The organism is Nocardioides sp. SRI_004, assembly GCF_057586415.1.
In genome coordinates this window covers 183,298-198,513 of sequence record NZ_JBYCZV010000007.1, presented here as the reverse complement: position 1 = coordinate 198,513, position 15,216 = coordinate 183,298, and the positions used below count along the sequence as shown (strand labels likewise).

The window sequence follows — 15,216 nt, the reverse complement described above, 5'->3', positions numbered from 1 at the left end:
CGCCATGATCAGAATGGGTAGCCTCGGAGCATGGACATCCAGCTCCTGGCGGACGCCCTCTCCCCCGTGCTCCGCGACCCGGCCGCGGACGACTCGTTCGTCTACGGCCTGGCCCACCTGACGGCCGCCGGGACCGACGTGATGGTCAACGTCGACCCGGAGGTCGAGGACCGCGACGACGTGGCGGTCGACGAGCTGGTCGAGCGGGTCGCGGCCTTCCTCGCCATCACGCCGGAGCAGTGGTCGCAGGTGCTCACCGACGTCGTGGCGGAGGTCGAGGACGCCGTCGGCGACCAGCCGGTCGCCCAGCCGACGGCCCTGCGCGACGACCTGGCGCTGACGTCCACGGTGGTCTTCGTCGACGCCGTGCTGCTGTCCTTCGTCGCGCCGCTGCAGTTCCCCGACGGCGTGATCCGGGTCCAGCTCGACGCCGCCCTCGCGTTCGAGGACATGGACGTCGAGATCGAGGGTGTCGAGCCGGTCGCCTTCGACGGTCTCGACGACCTGCTCGACCACCTCGGCCAGGAGCCCTGAGCCCGACCGCTGCTCAGGCCAGCAGCGCCGCGGCCACCCGGTCCGGCGCTTCCAGCGGCGGCCAGTGCGCGACATCCTCCAGCGCGAGGAGTGGCGCGTCGGGCAGCCGTTCCCTGATCCGCTCGGCCATGTGCGCGCCGGAGATCGGGTCGAGCATCCCCCACACGAAGCGCAGCGGTACGTCGGTGCGCTCGAGCACCGAGGTCCAGCGCTCCGCGTGCTGCTGGCGGTCGCTGATGTAGCGGATCAACAGGTGCGCGTTGCGGTGGCCGTCGTACCTCTCGAGCGAGCGCCAGATGTCCCCGGCGTGGGCGGCGAGGTCGGCCTCGGTGGCGAAGGTCGGGGCGAGCGCGCCGGTGATCAGCTCCTCGTTGATGATCGCGCTGATCTGGGGGCCCTGGACCGGGTCGAGCAGCGCGGTCTGCACGGGCTCGGGCCGGTGGATGTCGGGGTAGAGGCCGCCGTTGAGGAAGTCGACCCTGACCAGGTCGACCCCGAGGACGCCGTCGGCGCGGCGGGCGAGCAGCTCCTGCGCCACGGAGACGCCGTAGTCGTGCGCGACCAGCCGGGTGCGGGTGATCCCCTCCGCGGCCCACAGCGCCTCGACGAGGTCGGCCTGCTCGTGGATCGAGTACGTGTGGTCGGCCGGCTTGTCGGAGGCACCGAAGCCGAGGAGGTCCGGGAGCAGCAGGGCATGCCCCTGCGCCAGCGCGGGTACGACGAGCGCCCAGTCGTGCGACGAGCTCGGGAACCCGTGCACCAGCGTCATCGGATCGCCGCCGCCGAGGCGCTGGACCATGACGGAGCGCTCCGCGCCGCCGAAGGACAGGGCGACCCGCTCGCCGGACTCCCACCACTCGTCGATCGCCATGCCGCCTCCTCGTCGCGTACGACGAAGTCAACCGCTGCGGTCCGCTCGCCTGTCAAGGGCGGGCGTCGAGCGGCCGCTCAGCCGATCCGGCCGTAGACGACCCTGAGCACCACCGACGTCAGGTCGGCGAGCGCCCGCTCGAACGCGGCCCCGCGGAGCTTCGCGATCTCGGGGAAGCGTGCGTCGCGCAGGGCCGAGACGGCCTCGGCCAGGACGACGGGATCCACGCCGGCCGGCGCGATCCCGGCCGCCTGGTCGCGGGCGATCTTGCCCGCCAGGGCGTCGATCAGGCGCTGGTGCGCGCGGTCGACCCAGGCCACCAGCGGCTCGAAGTCGACGGAGTTCCCCCCGGTCGTGCAGGTCAGGATCGCGGCGTGCTCACGCCAGACCGCGGCAACGAGACGGTGGTGCTCCAGCAACGCTTCGCGGTCGATGCCGTCGGTGTCCATCCAGCCGTGCGTGCTGCCGAACTGGTCCCACAGCCCGTCGAGGAGCGCGGCCACCACGGCCTGCTTGGTCGGGAAGTAGAAGTAGAAGGCCGTGCGCGAGACGCCCGCTGCCTCGGCGATGGCGTTGATCGTCAGCTCGTCGATCGTGCGCTCGGCCAGCAGGGTGCGCGTCGCCTCGAGGATCTGCGCCTCACGCTGGTCGCCCTTGGTGGGCCCCCCGCGCCGGCGTACCTCGGTGGTCGTGGACTGCGCTGCCATGGTGCGAGCGTACCGGGCGCTGACGCCGGGTCGAAGGTGATTGACGACACGTCATTCATTCTCGACACTGTGTCAATTCTCTGTCACTCTCGATCCCATGACTTCCACGCTCGACCCCGCGACGTCCGTCGAGGCGCCCTCGGCCTCCGGCCCCGCGACGTACTCCCGGCTCGTCCTGCCCGCCATGGCGGCCAACGTCTTCCTTCTCTCCCTCATCCAGACGGTCGTCGTGCCCGCGCTGCCGCTCATCGGCCAGCAGCTGAGCGTCTCGGCGACCACGGTCGGCTGGGTCGCCACGGCGACGATGCTCACGGCGTCCGCCGTCACTCCGCTGTTCGGCCGCCTCGGCGACGTCTTCGGCAACCGTCGCGTCATCCTCGTGGTGCTGGCGCTGACGCTGGTCGGGTCGGTGCTCGCCGCGGTCGGCGACTCGATCGCCGTCCTGCTCGCCGGGCGCGTGCTGCAGGGGGCGTCCTTCGGCCTGTTCCCGCTCGCCATCTCGGTGCTGCGCCAGGAGCTGCCGCTCGCGCGCCTGCACCATGGCATGTCGATCGCGGCGACCGCCCTCGGCTTCGGCTCCGGGTTCGCGCTGGTCGCCACCGGCGTGCTCACCAACAACGGCGGCGACTACCACCGCATCTTCTGGCTGACCGTCGCCGCGTCGGCCCTGATGCTCGTGCTGTCCGCGATCGCCCTGCCCCGGCGGGCGGGCCGCGGCGGCCGCGTCGACTACCTCGGCGCGCTCGTGCTCGGAGCCGGCCTGGTCGCCCTTCTCCTGCCGGTCTCCCAGGGCCACGAGTGGGGCTGGACCGCTCCGACCACCCTCGCGCTGTTCGGCCTCGCGGTCGTCGTACTCCTCGCCTTCGGTGTCCTGCAGTCGCGCACCGAGCAGCCGCTGATCGCGCTCTCCCTGCTCAGCCACCGTCCGGTGCTGGCGACCAACCTGGCCTCGCTGTTCGTCGGCTACGGCATGTTCTCGGTGTTCCTCGGCGCGACGTACTTCGTCCAGGCGCCCGCGGCCCTCGCCGGCTACGGCTTCGACGCGAGCGTGCTGCGCACCAGCATCGAGTTCATGCTCCCCGGCACCCTGCTCGCCATCCCGCTCGGCCCGATCTCCGGCCACCTCGTCGGCAGGTACGGCGCCCGCCCGGTCCTGCTCTCGGCCACCGTCCTCGGCGTGGCCAGCATGGCCTCGCTCGCGCTCTTCCACGACCACAGCGCCGAGTTCATCGTCGCGCTCGTCGCCGGCAACGCCGCGATCGCCGTCGCCTATGCCGCCATGCCCGCCCTGCTGGTCCGGTACGTCGCCCCGCACGACACGGGCATCGCCAACTCGGTCAACAGCATCATGCGCACCGTCGGCGGCGCGATCGGCAGCGCCATCGTGATCACGATCCTCGCCGCATCCGCCGAGACCGTCGCGACCCCGATCGGCCCGGTGTCGCTGCCCACCGAGGGCGCCTACACCGCGGCCTTCGCGCTCGGGGCCGGAGCGTTCGCGCTCGCCGCGCTGCTCGCCGCCCTCGGCTTCCGCAACACGGAGCCCCACGAGGTCGCTGCTGCCTGACCCTGACCCTCCCGGTCTCCCGTCATGGGCCCGCGGGCAGCACCACCGTCACCCGCAGGCCGCCGCCCTCGCGCGGCTCCAGCAGCAGCCGGCCGTCGTGCGCGCGGGCGATGCTCTTCACGATCGCGAGGCCGAGACCCACACCGTCGTGGTCGTTGCGGATCCGCTCGGTGCCGCGCTGGAAGGGCTCGGCCAGGGTCGCGACCAACTGCGGGTTGAGGGCGGGCCCGGTGTTCTCGACGACGAGGACGGCGCGCCCCTGCCGGTGGCCGGTCGTGACCCGGACGGTCCCCTGCGCGGGGAGGTTGTGGACGATCGCGTTGTGCACGAGGTTGGTCACGAGCTGCACGAGCAGCGCCGGTGAGCCGAGGGCGGGGGCGAGATCCCCGGTGGTCTCGAGCGTGACGTCGTACTTCTCGGCGAGGGGGAGCAGGGTCTCGGCGACCTCCTCGGCGGCCAGGGACAGGTCGACCTCGCGCCGCACGAAGGAGCGCTGGTCGGCGCGGCTGAGCAGCAGCAGCGCCTCGGTCAGGTCGATGGCGCGCGCATTGACGCTGTGCAGCCTGTCGACGAGCACCTCGTGGTCCCCCGACCGGTCGTTGCGGGCGACCTCCAGCAGGGTCTGCGTGATCGCCAGCGGGGTGCGCAGCTCGTGGGAGGCGTTGGCGGCGAAGCGCTTCTGCTCCTCGACCTGGGCCTCGATCCGGGCGAGCATCGCGTCGAAGGTGTCGGCGAGCTCGCTGAGCTCGTCGCGGCGCCCGCGCAACCGGATCCGGTGGGACAGCGAGCCGTCGGCGGCGAGCCGGGCGGCGTCGGTGATCCGGGTCAGCGGGGCGAGCATCCAGCCGGCGAGCATCCACCCGCCGACGAGCCCGACGACCAGCAGCGCGCCCATCGCCATCGCGGCCTTGGGCAGGAACGCCCGCTGCAGGTCGGTACGGCTCGGCGAGAAGGTCGGCTCGATGAACGGCCCGTCCGGGACGTAGCGCAGCAGGAAGACCCAGACCACGGCGAGCAGCAGGACGCCGGCCACCATCAGGAAGCCGGCGTAGCTCAGGGTCAGCCGCAGCCGGACGCTGAGGCCCCGGCCGCGGGCGATCCGCTCGTCCCTCACGGGGACCCCTCCTCAGCGGCGGCACCGGACCCGATCCGGTAGCCGACACCCGGCACCGTCGCGATCAGCCACGGCTCCCCGAGCCGCTTGCGCAGCGCCGACACGGTGATCCGTACGGCGTTGGTGAACGGGTCGGCGTTCTCGTCCCACGCCCGCTCGAGAAGCTCCTCGGCGCTCACGACCCCGCCCTGGGCGGCGACCAGCACCTCGAGCACGGCGAACTGCTTGCGGGTGAGCGCGACATAGCGCCCGTCGCGGTAGACCTCGCGCCGGAACGGGTCCAGTCGCAACCCCGCCACCTCCCACACCGGCGGCCGGTGGTGGGCCCGGCGGCGGTCGAGGGCCCGGAGCCGGAGCACCAGCTCGCGCAGCTCGAAGGGCTTGGTCAGGTAGTCGTCGGCGCCGAGCTCGAAGCCGGACGCCTTGTCGTCAAGCCGGTCCGCGGCGGTCAGCATCAGGATCGGCATGCCGCTGCAGGACGCGACGATCCGCTGCGCCACCTCGTCGCCGGACGGCCCGGGGATGTCCCGGTCGAGGACCGCGATGTCGTACTCGTTGACGTCGATCAGCTCCAGCGCGGTGTCCCCGTCGCCGGCGATGTCGGCGGCGATCGCCTCCAGGCGCAGGCCGTCGCGGATGGCCTCGGCCATGAGCACCTCGTCCTCGACGATCAGCACGCGCACAGCCCGACCCTAGGCGAACCGGGCATATCGCCGGCATATCGAAATTCCCATACGGGCCGGCAACGCGCGCGTGCATTGACTGCGGTGCATGATCCGACTCCGCTTCCTCGTCCTCGCCGTCCTGGGCTTCGCCGCCGTGGTGTGGGGCCCGGCGCTGGCCACCTCGAGCGCCGGCTCCTCGGCCCTGGCCCTGCTCCCCGGCGGGCTCGGCGCCTCCGGCAGCGCCGACGGCCGGCTGCCCGAGGGGACCACCGTCTTCGACGACGACCAGCCCGGCGTCGTCCGCCTCGAGCACGAGCTGCTGGCCGCGCTGCGGGACGCGGCCCGCGACGCCGCGGAGGACGGCATCACGATCGTCGTCAACAGCGGGTGGCGCTCTGCGTCGTACCAGCAGGACCTGCTGGACGACGCCGTCGCGGAGTACGGCTCGGAGGAGGCCGCGGCCCGGTGGGTCGCCACGCCGCAGACCTCCCCCCACGTCTCCGGCAACGCGGTCGACGTCGGACCGCACGCGGCCACCGACTGGCTCGCGGAGCACGGGGCGTCGTACGGGCTGTGCCGGACCTACGCCAACGAGCCGTGGCACTTCGAGCTGCGCCGCGAGGCGGTCGGCGGCCGGTGCCCCGCGCCGTACGACGACCCGACCCAGGACCCGCGGCTGGCGCAGTAGTCCGCGCTACCTGCTCATGTTGCGGAGCCGGGGCCGGGCCCGGTCGACCGCCGGACCACCAGCTCGGGCTTGAACATGTACTCCTTCGGCGGGATGGGCTCGCCGGCAATGGCGTCGGCGACGGCGGCCACCGCGGCCGCGCACATCGGCTGCACCGGCTGGCGCACCGTCGTGAGCGGCGGGTCCAGGAAGCCGATCAGGATCGAGTCGTCGAAGCCCACCACGGACACGTCGTCGGGCACCGCCAGGCCGAGGTCGCGGACGCCGCGGACCGCGCCCATGGCCATCAGGTCCGAGGCACACACGATGCCGGTGGCTCCACGTTCGACGAGACTGCGTGCCGCGGCCGCTCCGCCCTCGACCGTGAACAGCCCCTCCTCGACCCAGGACACGGCCTCGTCGTCGGAGAGATCCAGCAGGCGCTGCAGCGCGCGAGCGAAGCCGGCGCGCTTTCGGCGGGAGGGCACGAAGCGCGCGGGCCCGGTGGCCAGGCCGATCCGGCGGTGCCCCAGCTGCACGAGATGGGCGACGGCCAGCTCCATCGCGGCGGCGTCGTCGGTCGACAGGAAGGGTGCGTCGACGTCCTCGGCGTAGCCGTTGATGAACGCCACGGGCATGCCGCGCTCGACGAGGGACCGGTAGCGCTCGTGGTCGGCCGAGGTGTCGGCATGCCTGCCCGACACGAAGATGATCCCGGCGACGCCGTGGTCCAGCAGCGACTCGACGTACTCGTCCTCGGAGATGCCGCCAGGCGACTGGGTGCACAGCACCGGCGTGTAGCGGCGCCGGGCGAGCGCGTCCTCGATGACCTGCGCGAAGGCCGGGAAGATCGGGTTGTCCAACTCCGGCACGACGAGGCCGACGAGCCCGCCGCTGCGCCGACGCAGCTTCGCGGGCCGCTCGAAGCCGAGGACGTCGAGGGCGACCAGGACCGCCTGGCGGGCGCCCTCGCTGACCCCGGGCTTGTCGTTGAGGACCCTACTGACCGTCGCCTCGCTGACGCCGGCCTCGCCAGCGATGTCCGTCAGTGTCCCCATGGCGTCATCCAACACCCCTTGCAACAACTCCGCAAGGTCTTCCAGATCCTGCAAATCGTTGCTACCGTCCGTGACTGCCGTCACACGACGGCGCTCACTTCCGATCCGTGCTCACCCAAGGAGCCACCATGCGTCGCACGCTGCCCGTTGCCGGCATCGCTGCCCTCGCCCTCGTCCTGTCCGCCTGCGGCGGCGGAGACAGCGAGAGTGACGACAAGAAGTCCCCGAACGAGGTCGACCCGGCCTCGCTGTCGGCCGAGCTCACCTGGTGGGACACCTCGGACCCCACGAACGAGGCGCCTGCGTTCAAGGAGCTGATCAAGAAGTTCAACGCGGAGTACCCGAAGGTCAAGATCAACTACCAGTCGGTGCCCTTCGGCGAGGCGCAGAACAAGTTCAAGACCGCCGCCGAGGCCGGCCAGGGCGCACCCGACATCCTGCGCGCGGAGGTCGCCTGGGTGCCGGAGTTCGCGGCCGCCGGTCACCTCTACGCGCTCGACGGCACGCCGCTGCTGGAGGATGGCGACTTCCTCGAGACCCCGCTCTCGTCCAACGTGTACGACGGCAAGACCTACGGCGTCCCGCAGGTCACCGACACCCTCGGCCTGATGTACAACAAGGAGCTCTTCGCCAAGGCCGGCATCGAGAAGGCCCCCACCACCTGGGAGGAGGTGAAGGAGGACGCCGCGCTGTTGAAGGACAAGGCAGGCGTCGACGGCATCTACGTCAACAGCGCCGGTTACTTCCTGCTGCCGTTCATGTACGGCGAGGGCGGTGACCTCGTCGACACCGAGTCGAAGACCATCGAGGTCGCCTCGGACGAGAACAAGGCCGGCATCAAGGTAGCCCAGGACCTGGTGACGTCGGGCGCCGCGCCGAAGCCGGACGCCAACGACTCCTACGGGACGATGATGACCCTCTTCAAGGAGGGCAAGGTCGGCATGATCATCAACGGGCCGTGGGAGGTCGCCAACATCTCCAACGACCCGAAGTTCGGCGGCTTCGACAACCTGGGCATCGCCCCGGTCCCCGGCGGCTCCGCGGGTGCGGGCGCCCCGGTCGGCGGCCACAACTACGTCGTCTACTCCGGCATGGACGAGGCGAAGGCCGACGCGGCCACCGCGTTCATCCAGTTCATGACCTCGGCGGAGTCGGAGGCCTACCTGGCCGACGAGCTCGGTCTCCTGCCGACCAACGAGGGCGCCTACGACCTCGTGAAGGACAACGAGCGCGTCAGCGCCTGGAAGGCCGCCCTCGACGTCTCCGTCGCGCGGCCGTGGATCCCGGAGGGTGGCCTGTTCTTCGCGCCGCTCGACGAGATGGCCACGCGGGTCCTGGTGAAGGACGAGGACGTCTCGAAGGTGCTGGACCAGACGGCCGACAAGTTCAAGTCCGACGTCGTCCCGGACTACGACCTGCCGTGACCACGGCGATCTCCGCGGGGCCCGGCCACGAGCCGGGCCCCGCCCCCGCCGCCCGGGGCCGGGTCCGGCGGCTCCTCGACCGGCACTGGTACGCGTGGGCCATGGTGCTGCCGACCGTCCTCGTGCTCGGGGTGCTCGTCCTCTATCCCCTGTTCCAAGGCATCTTCCAGTCGTTCACCGACCTCAACGAGACGAACAACCGCGACGTCATCTGCACCAAGACCCTCGGCGGCGGCGAGGACTGCGTCGACAACCCTGACCGCGCCCAGTTCGTCGGCCTCGACAACTACGTCGACCTGATCACCGGCGAGCGCGGCAAGTTCTGGCTGCTCTTCACCAACACGATCGTCTGGACGACGGCCTGCGTGTTCTTCCACTACACGATCGGCCTGGGGCTGGCCGTGCTGCTCAACCGAAGATTCCGGGGGCGAAGTCTCTACCGCGTGCTCCTCATCGTGCCCTGGGCCGTCCCGGCGTTCGTGAGCGCGTTCGCATGGAAGTTCCTGTTCAACCCGCGGTTCGGCCTGATCAACTCCGTGCTGGTCGACCTCGGCATGGACCCGGTGGACTGGTTCAACCACCGGTGGACCGCGATGTTCGCCGCGATCGTCACCAACGTGTGGCTCGGCGTCCCGTTCATGATGGTCGCCATCCTCGGCGGCCTGCAGGCGATCCCCTCCGACCTCTACGAGGCCGCTGAGATGGACGGCGCCTCGCCGTGGCAGCGGTTCCGCAATGTCACCCTTCCGGGCCTGCGGCCGGTGAGTTCGACGGTGATCCTGCTCGGCACCATCTGGACCTTCAACATGTTCCCGATCATCTACTTCGTCACCGGCGGCGAACCCGCAGGGGAAACCGAGATCCTCGTGACCGGCGCCTTCCGCGCGGCCTTCGAAGGCCTGCGCAACTACTCGCTCGCGGCGACGTACGGCGTGCTCATCCTGTCCTTGCTCGTCGTGTACGCCGCCATGTACCGCCGAGTCCTCCGGAGCAGAGGAGAAGTCTGGTGACCCGTCGTCCCCGTGGCCGCGAGGAGCGCAGCGTCGGCGCGTCGATCGCGCTGCACGGCACCCTGCTCATGGCCGTCACGATCGCCCTCTTCCCGGTGGTATGGGTCCTCCTGGCCTCGCTCAAGCCGAAGAGCGCCATCCAGTCGAGCGAGGTGGCGCTGTTCGACCACCCGACGCTCGACAACTACCACCGGGTGCTCTTCGACACGAACTTCCCCACCTGGTTCCTCAACTCGGTCATCGTCGCGGCGTTCACGATGCTCGTCGGGATGGCGATGTCGGCGACCGCCGGCTATGCGCTGAGCCGGTTCAACTTCCCCGGCAAGCGGAGCCTGATGTGGGTCTTCCTGATCACCCAGATGTTCCCGGTCGCCATCCTGATCGTGCCGATCTACACGATCATGGCGTCGCTGAACCTGATCGACACCAAGGCCTCGCTGGTCATCGCCTACTGCACCGTCGCGGTCCCCTTCTGCACATGGATGCTGCGGGGCTACTTCGACACGATCCCGCGCGACCTGGACGAGGCGGCCGCGATCGACGGGCTCGGCCCTTTCAAGACGTTCTGGTTCGTGATCCTGCCACTGGCCAGGCCCGGTCTGGCGGTGACGGCCTTCTACACGTTCCTGACGGCGTGGGGCGAGGTCGCCTACGCGATCGCGTTCATCCTCAGTGACAAGAAGCTGACCCTGGGCGCCGGGCTCCAGCAGTTCGTGCCGCAGTTCAACCCGCAGTGGGACCTGCTCACCGCGGGCGCGGTGCTGATCATGCTGCCGGCGTCCCTCGTCTTCTACTTCGCTCAGAAACACCTCGTCGCCGGTCTCACCGCCGGTGGCACCAAGGGTTAGGAGCCCCTGATGTCCACCCCCGTCGTCTTCGACTCCGCCACCCGGGTCTACCCCGGCGCGGAAACGCCCGCCGTCGACAGCCTGGACCTCGAGGTCCGGCCCGGCGAGTTCCTCGTGCTGGTCGGCCCCTCGGGCTGCGGCAAGTCCACGAGCCTGCGCATGCTCGCCGGTCTGGAGGACGTGACCTCCGGATCGATCCGGATCGGCGACCGCGATGTCACCCACCTGCGGCCCAAGGACCGCGACATCGCCATGGTCTTCCAGAGCTACGCCCTCTACCCCCACCTCACCGTCGGCGAGAACATGGGCTTCGCCCTCAAGATCGCCGGCGTCGCGAAGTCCGAGATCGCCAGCCGTGTCGCCGACGCCGCAAGGGTCCTCGACCTCGAGCCCTATCTCGACCGCAAGCCCAAGGCCCTCTCCGGCGGCCAGCGCCAGCGGGTCGCGATGGGACGCGCGATCGTCCGGGAGCCGCAGGTCTTCCTCATGGACGAGCCGCTGTCCAACCTCGACGCGAAACTGCGCGTCTCCACGCGGACCCAGATCGCGGCACTCCAGCGCCGCCTCGGCATCACGACCGTCTACGTCACGCACGACCAGGTCGAGGCGATGACGATGGGCGACCGGGTCGCGGTGCTGAAGGACGGCGTCCTGCAGCAGGTTGCCGCGCCGCTGGACCTGTACGACCGGCCGGCCAACGCCTTCGTCGCCGGCTTCATCGGCTCGCCGGCCATGAACCTGGGGACCTTCCGGGTGGAGGGCGAGAGCGCCGTGGTCGGTGAGGCACGGGTGCCGCTGTCCCGCGAGACGCGGTCCGCGCTCACCTCCGACGAGGTCGTCCTCGGCTTCCGGCCGGAGGCGCTCGAGCTCACCTCGTCCGACGCTGCCGACGCCTTCGCGGTCGAGGTCCTGGTCGCCGAGGAGCTCGGCTCCGAGGCCTTTCTCTACGGGACGCTGGAGGGCGCCACCCTGCGCGACCCCCAGCTGGTCGCGAAGGTCGCCCCACGCAGCGTCCCCGAGAAGGGCAGCCGGGTGCACTTCCGGATCCTCCCCGACCGGCTGCACGCCTTCTCGCCGGAGACGGGCGAGGCGCTCGCCCGGGCCTGAGGTGACCGATCGCGTCCTCGTCGTGGGGCCCGCCTCGTGGAACCGGATCGTGCTGCTCGACCGGCTCCCCGAGCCGGTGGCGCACACGGTCGTCGCGACCGATGCGTGGCACACCGTCGGAGGTACGTCGGCGGGCAAGTCCCTCTCGCTCGCCGGCGCCGGTCGCGAGGTGCTGCTGTCCACGCAGCTCGCGGCCGGCGCCGAGGGCGAGTTGGTGCGGTCGGTCCTGACCCTCGCTGGCGTACAGGTGCGCGCGGACCGGGCGGCCGTCACCGAGCAGCACCTCAACCTGATGACGCCGGCGGGCGAGCGGCTGTCCATCTACCTGGCCCGCCCGCCGGCCGGGCCGGACGACGCGGAGCGGGACCGTGAGGTCCAGGAGCTGATGGCCGGGTCCGCGGTCGTCGTACTCGACCTGGGGGCGGAGCCGCGACGCCTGGTGCCGACCGCGCTCGCCGCCCGACGCCCGATCTGGACCGATCTCCACGACTACGACGGCCGGGCGGCCTTCCACCAGCCCTTCCTGGAGGCGGCCGACGCGGTCTTCATGAACGACGACGCGACGCCAGACCCTCTCGACCTCCTGGCTCGCTGCCTGAGGCACGGCGCCGCCTTCGCGGTATGCACCCTCGGCGCCGAGGGCGCGGTCGCGCTCGACCGGTCGGGACGCGTCCATCGGGTCGACGCGGTCCCCGCCCCAGTCGTGGACACGAACGGGGCCGGTGACGCCTTCTTCGCGGGAACCCTCGACGCCCACCTCGCGGGGGCGGAGCTGCCCGAGGCGCTGGCCGCTGGCGCCCGATCGGCTGCCCAGGTGCTCGGCAGCCGGCACCTGCACCCGGCACTGGACGGCCTGCTCAGCGCGGGCTAGGACGACCGGTCGAGCCCCGGAGCACCAGCTCGGGCTGGACCAAGAACTCGGTGCGGTGCGCCGTGTTGCCCCGGATCTCGTCGACGAGCGCGTCGACCGCGGCCGTGCTCATCGCCTCGACCGGCTTGCGGATCGTCGTCAGCGGCGGGTCGGTGAAGGCGGTCATCGGGCTGTCGTCGAACCCGACGACGGAGACGTCGCGCGGCACATCGAGGCCACGCGCCCGCACGGCGCGGATGGCGCCGAGGGCCATGATGTCGCTGCCACAGACGATCGCCGTACAACCATCGTCGAGGAGGGCGTCCGCTGCTGCCCGCCCGCCCTCGAGCGTGAAGAGGGAGTGCTGCACGCGGTCGGCCCCGCCCAGGCCGCGAGCCTCCATCACCTCGGTGAAACCGGCGACCTTGCGGACGACGGGGACGAAACGGTGTGGCCCGAGGGCGAGCCCGATCCGCTCGTGGCCGAGCTCGACGAGGTGCTCGACCGACATCCGCATCGCCGCGCCGTCGTCCACCGACACGAACGGGGCGGAGATCCGCTCGCTGTAGCCGTCGATCAGCACGAACGGCACGCCGCTCGCCGTCAGGCGCGCGTAGCGCGTGTGGTCGGCCGACATGTCGGCGTGCACACCGGAGACGAAGACGATCCCGGTGACGTCGCGCTCGACGAGGACGTCGACGAGCTCGTCCTCGGTCGCGCCACCGGGTGTCTGGGTGCAGAGAACGGGGATGTAGGCGTGCCGGGCCAGGACCTGCTCGATGACCTGCGCCATCGCGGGGAAGATCGGGTTGCTCAGCTCCGGGATGATCAGACCGACCAGCCCGGCGCGGGAGCGCTGGGGCCGGCCGGAGCGCTCGTAGCCGAGCTCGTCGAGCGCGGCGAGCACGGTCTCCCGCGTCGCCGCGGACACCCCCGCCTTGCCGTTCAGCACCCTCGACACCGTGGCCTCGCTGACCCCGGCGTGGTGGGCGATGTCGAGCAGTCGCGGCTGGTCCATTCCCCTCGGTCCCCCGTCGTCCCTCAGACAGCCCACCAAGCCGTGGTGTCCGGCGCCAGCACGGCCTCGCCGTCGGCGACCTCGAGCGGGGAGGACGAGAGGAGGAGCGCACCGGGGACGGCCATGCGCACATGCTCCCCTGTCGTGTTGGCCGTGACCACCACAGGGGTGGCCGCACCGGCGGTCCGGCGGAAGGCGAGGACGCCGGCCGGGGCGTCCAGCCACGCCAGGTCACCGCCCTGCAGCGACGTGTGGGCCCGTCGGGCGGCGAGGGCCGCGCGGTACAGCTCGAGGGTCGAGCCCTCGACCCCGGTCTGGGCCTCCACGCTGAGCTCGGCCCACGCGTCCGGCTGGGGCAGCCAGCTCGGGCCGCCGTCCCGGGGCCCGAAGCCGTACGGCGCGGCCGAGCCCGACCACGGGATCGGCACCCGACAGCCGTCCCGGAAGCCGTCCTGGCCGTCGGCGCGGTGGAAGGAGGGATCGGCCCGCACCTCGTCCGGCAGGTCGGTGACGTCGGGGAGGCCGAGCTCCTCGCCCTGGTAGACGTAGGCCGAACCGGGCAGGCCCAGCATCAGCAGGGTGGCCGCCCGTGCCCGCCGCAGGCCCAGCTCGCGGTCGCCGGGCGTCACCATCTGGATGCCGAGGCCGGGCGGGTTGGCGAACCGGGTGGCGTGGCGGGTCACGTCGTGGTTGGACAGCACCCACGTCGCCGGCGCGCCGACCTCGCCCATGGCCGCCAGGGTCAGGTCGACGATCTCGCGGAGGGCGTCGACCTGCCAGTCCGTGCACAGGTAGGAGAAGTTGAACGCCTGGTGCAGCTCGTCGCTCCGGACGTACTGCGCCGCACGCTGCAGGGTCGGGGTCCATGCCTCGGCGACGAAGATCCGCTCGCCGTCGTACTCATCAAGGACCCGGCGCCAGTCGCGGTAGATCTCATGGACCCCGTCCTGGTCGAAGTACGGCGTCGCCAGGTTGCCGAGCAGCTTGAGCTGGTCCGCCCCGCCCACGTCGGGGAGTCCGGGTGCCTTGACCAGGCCGTGGGCGACGTCGATGCGGAACCCGTCGACCCCGAGGTCGAGCCAGAAGCGCAGGATGGAGCGGAACTCGTCGTGCACGGCGGGGTGGTCCCAGTTGAGGTCCGGCTGCTCCGGGGCGAACAGGTGGAGGTACCACTCGCCGTCCGGCACCCGGGTCCACGCAGGTCCGCCGAACACCGACTCCCAGTCGTTGGGCGGCAGCTCGCCCGCGACGCCCCTCCCGGTCTGGAAGTGGAACCTCTTGCGTGCGGTCGACCCGGGCCCAGCCAGCAGGGCGCGCTGGAACCACTCGTGCTGGTCGGAGCAGTGGTTCGGGACCAGGTCGACGATCACCCGGAGTCCCAGCGCGTGGGCGTCCTCGATCAGCCCCGCCGCATCCGCAAGCTCGCCGAACATCGGGTCGACGCGCCGGTAGTCCGACACGTCGTAGCCGGCGTCCGCCTGCGGGGAGGCGTAGAACGGCGAGAGCCAGACGGCGTCGACGCCGAGGTCGCGCAGGTACGGCAGGCGGGAGCGGACACCGGCGAGGTCGCCGATGCCGTCGCCGTCGCTGTCGGCGAAGCTGCGCGGGTACACCTGGTAGATGACGGCGTGGCGCCACCAGTCGGACGCGGCAGCGGGCTCGTCCTCCGGCGCTGCCGGGGTCACGGGGAGGGACATGCCAACGACGATAGCTCTTGCGCAAGCAGCGCCGCAAGAAATCTGCAACTTTCAGCAAGCCTCTTGCGGTCTTCGGTGG

The 15,216-nt window shown here is 71.3% G+C and carries 15 protein-coding genes; 8 read left to right on the top strand and 7 right to left on the bottom strand.

The genetic code is table 11. The annotated features are described in order from the left end of the window. The first annotated feature begins 30 nt into the window (after positions 1 to 30). Complete coding sequence (locus tag AC2YHB_RS11930) at positions 31 to 534, top strand: hypothetical protein (RefSeq protein ID WP_487353995.1); 504 nt, start codon at positions 31 to 33, stop codon at positions 532 to 534. A 13-nt stretch (positions 535 to 547) separates the two neighbouring features. On the opposite strand, the gene AC2YHB_RS11925 is transcribed toward AC2YHB_RS11930, so the two are convergent. Together AC2YHB_RS11925 and AC2YHB_RS11920 are read right to left on the bottom strand one after the other, a co-directional pair. After that, entirely contained in the window at positions 548 to 1,405 is an 858-nt protein-coding gene (locus AC2YHB_RS11925) for an alpha/beta fold hydrolase (protein ID WP_487353994.1), read from the bottom strand. Between the two features lie 77 nt (positions 1,406 to 1,482). Further along, positions 1,483 to 2,112 (bottom strand): TetR/AcrR family transcriptional regulator, encoded by a 630-nt coding sequence (locus tag AC2YHB_RS11920; protein WP_036543991.1) that lies wholly within the window; start codon positions 2,110 to 2,112, stop codon positions 1,483 to 1,485. 97 nt (positions 2,113 to 2,209) lie between these two features. On the opposite strand from AC2YHB_RS11920, the gene AC2YHB_RS11915 reads away from it, so the two are divergent. Further along, the gene (locus AC2YHB_RS11915) at positions 2,210 to 3,679 is read left to right on the top strand and encodes an MFS transporter (protein ID WP_207007603.1); all 1,470 of its coding nucleotides are present in this window, start codon (positions 2,210 to 2,212) and stop codon (positions 3,677 to 3,679) included. Positions 3,680 to 3,701: 22 nt separating this feature from the next. On the opposite strand, the gene AC2YHB_RS11910 is transcribed toward AC2YHB_RS11915, so the two are convergent. Together AC2YHB_RS11910 and AC2YHB_RS11905 are read right to left on the bottom strand one after the other, a co-directional pair. Beyond that, the gene (locus AC2YHB_RS11910; RefSeq protein WP_487353993.1) at positions 3,702 to 4,793 is read right to left on the bottom strand and encodes a sensor histidine kinase; all 1,092 of its coding nucleotides are present in this window, start codon (positions 4,791 to 4,793) and stop codon (positions 3,702 to 3,704) included. Beyond that, positions 4,790 to 5,476: a response regulator transcription factor gene (locus AC2YHB_RS11905; protein ID WP_487353992.1), complete on the bottom strand. Its 687-nt coding sequence runs from the start codon at positions 5,474 to 5,476 to the stop codon at positions 4,790 to 4,792. The genes AC2YHB_RS11910 and AC2YHB_RS11905 overlap by 4 nt, the downstream gene beginning before the upstream one ends. A gap of 88 nt (positions 5,477 to 5,564) precedes the next feature. Between AC2YHB_RS11905 and AC2YHB_RS11900 the strand changes: the two genes are divergently transcribed. Next, positions 5,565 to 6,146 (top strand): M15 family metallopeptidase, encoded by a 582-nt coding sequence (locus AC2YHB_RS11900; protein ID WP_179648548.1) that lies wholly within the window; start codon positions 5,565 to 5,567, stop codon positions 6,144 to 6,146. Positions 6,147 to 6,160: 14 nt separating this feature from the next. Here the strand turns inward: AC2YHB_RS11900 and AC2YHB_RS11895 are convergent, their stop codons facing one another. Continuing rightward, a complete protein-coding gene (locus AC2YHB_RS11895; RefSeq protein ID WP_179648549.1) occupies positions 6,161 to 7,183 on the bottom strand; it encodes a LacI family DNA-binding transcriptional regulator in 1,023 nt (340 codons plus the stop codon). A gap of 128 nt (positions 7,184 to 7,311) precedes the next feature. Here AC2YHB_RS11895 and AC2YHB_RS11890 point away from each other — a divergent pair, with 128 nt between their 5' ends. From AC2YHB_RS11890 to AC2YHB_RS11870, 5 genes are read left to right on the top strand one after another with little or no spacing between them, the layout of a single operon-like run. Next, on the top strand, positions 7,312 to 8,607 hold the full coding sequence (locus AC2YHB_RS11890) for an extracellular solute-binding protein (RefSeq protein ID WP_179648550.1): 1,296 nt from the start codon (positions 7,312 to 7,314) through the stop codon (positions 8,605 to 8,607). After that, positions 8,604 to 9,617, top strand: coding sequence for a carbohydrate ABC transporter permease (locus AC2YHB_RS11885; protein ID WP_218864656.1), 1,014 nt, complete (start codon positions 8,604 to 8,606; stop codon positions 9,615 to 9,617). Before AC2YHB_RS11890 ends, AC2YHB_RS11885 begins: the two co-directional genes overlap by 4 nt. After that, the gene (locus tag AC2YHB_RS11880; RefSeq protein WP_218864657.1) at positions 9,614 to 10,465 is read left to right on the top strand and encodes a sugar ABC transporter permease; all 852 of its coding nucleotides are present in this window, start codon (positions 9,614 to 9,616) and stop codon (positions 10,463 to 10,465) included. The genes AC2YHB_RS11885 and AC2YHB_RS11880 overlap by 4 nt, the downstream gene beginning before the upstream one ends. 9 nt (positions 10,466 to 10,474) lie before the next feature. Further along, entirely contained in the window at positions 10,475 to 11,572 is a 1,098-nt protein-coding gene (locus tag AC2YHB_RS11875; protein WP_179648551.1) for an ABC transporter ATP-binding protein, read from the top strand. Position 11,573: 1 nt separating this feature from the next. Next, positions 11,574 to 12,443: a carbohydrate kinase family protein gene (locus tag AC2YHB_RS11870; protein WP_179648552.1), complete on the top strand. Its 870-nt coding sequence runs from the start codon at positions 11,574 to 11,576 to the stop codon at positions 12,441 to 12,443. On the opposite strand, the gene AC2YHB_RS11865 is transcribed toward AC2YHB_RS11870, so the two are convergent. After that, on the bottom strand, positions 12,430 to 13,440 hold the full coding sequence (locus AC2YHB_RS11865; protein WP_179648553.1) for a LacI family DNA-binding transcriptional regulator: 1,011 nt from the start codon (positions 13,438 to 13,440) through the stop codon (positions 12,430 to 12,432). The two genes, AC2YHB_RS11870 and AC2YHB_RS11865, sit on opposite strands and share 14 nt — an antisense overlap. A 23-nt stretch (positions 13,441 to 13,463) precedes the next feature. After that, positions 13,464 to 15,137 (bottom strand): glycoside hydrolase family 13 protein, encoded by a 1,674-nt coding sequence (locus AC2YHB_RS11860; protein ID WP_487353991.1) that lies wholly within the window; start codon positions 15,135 to 15,137, stop codon positions 13,464 to 13,466. Positions 15,138 to 15,216 lie beyond the last annotated feature (79 nt).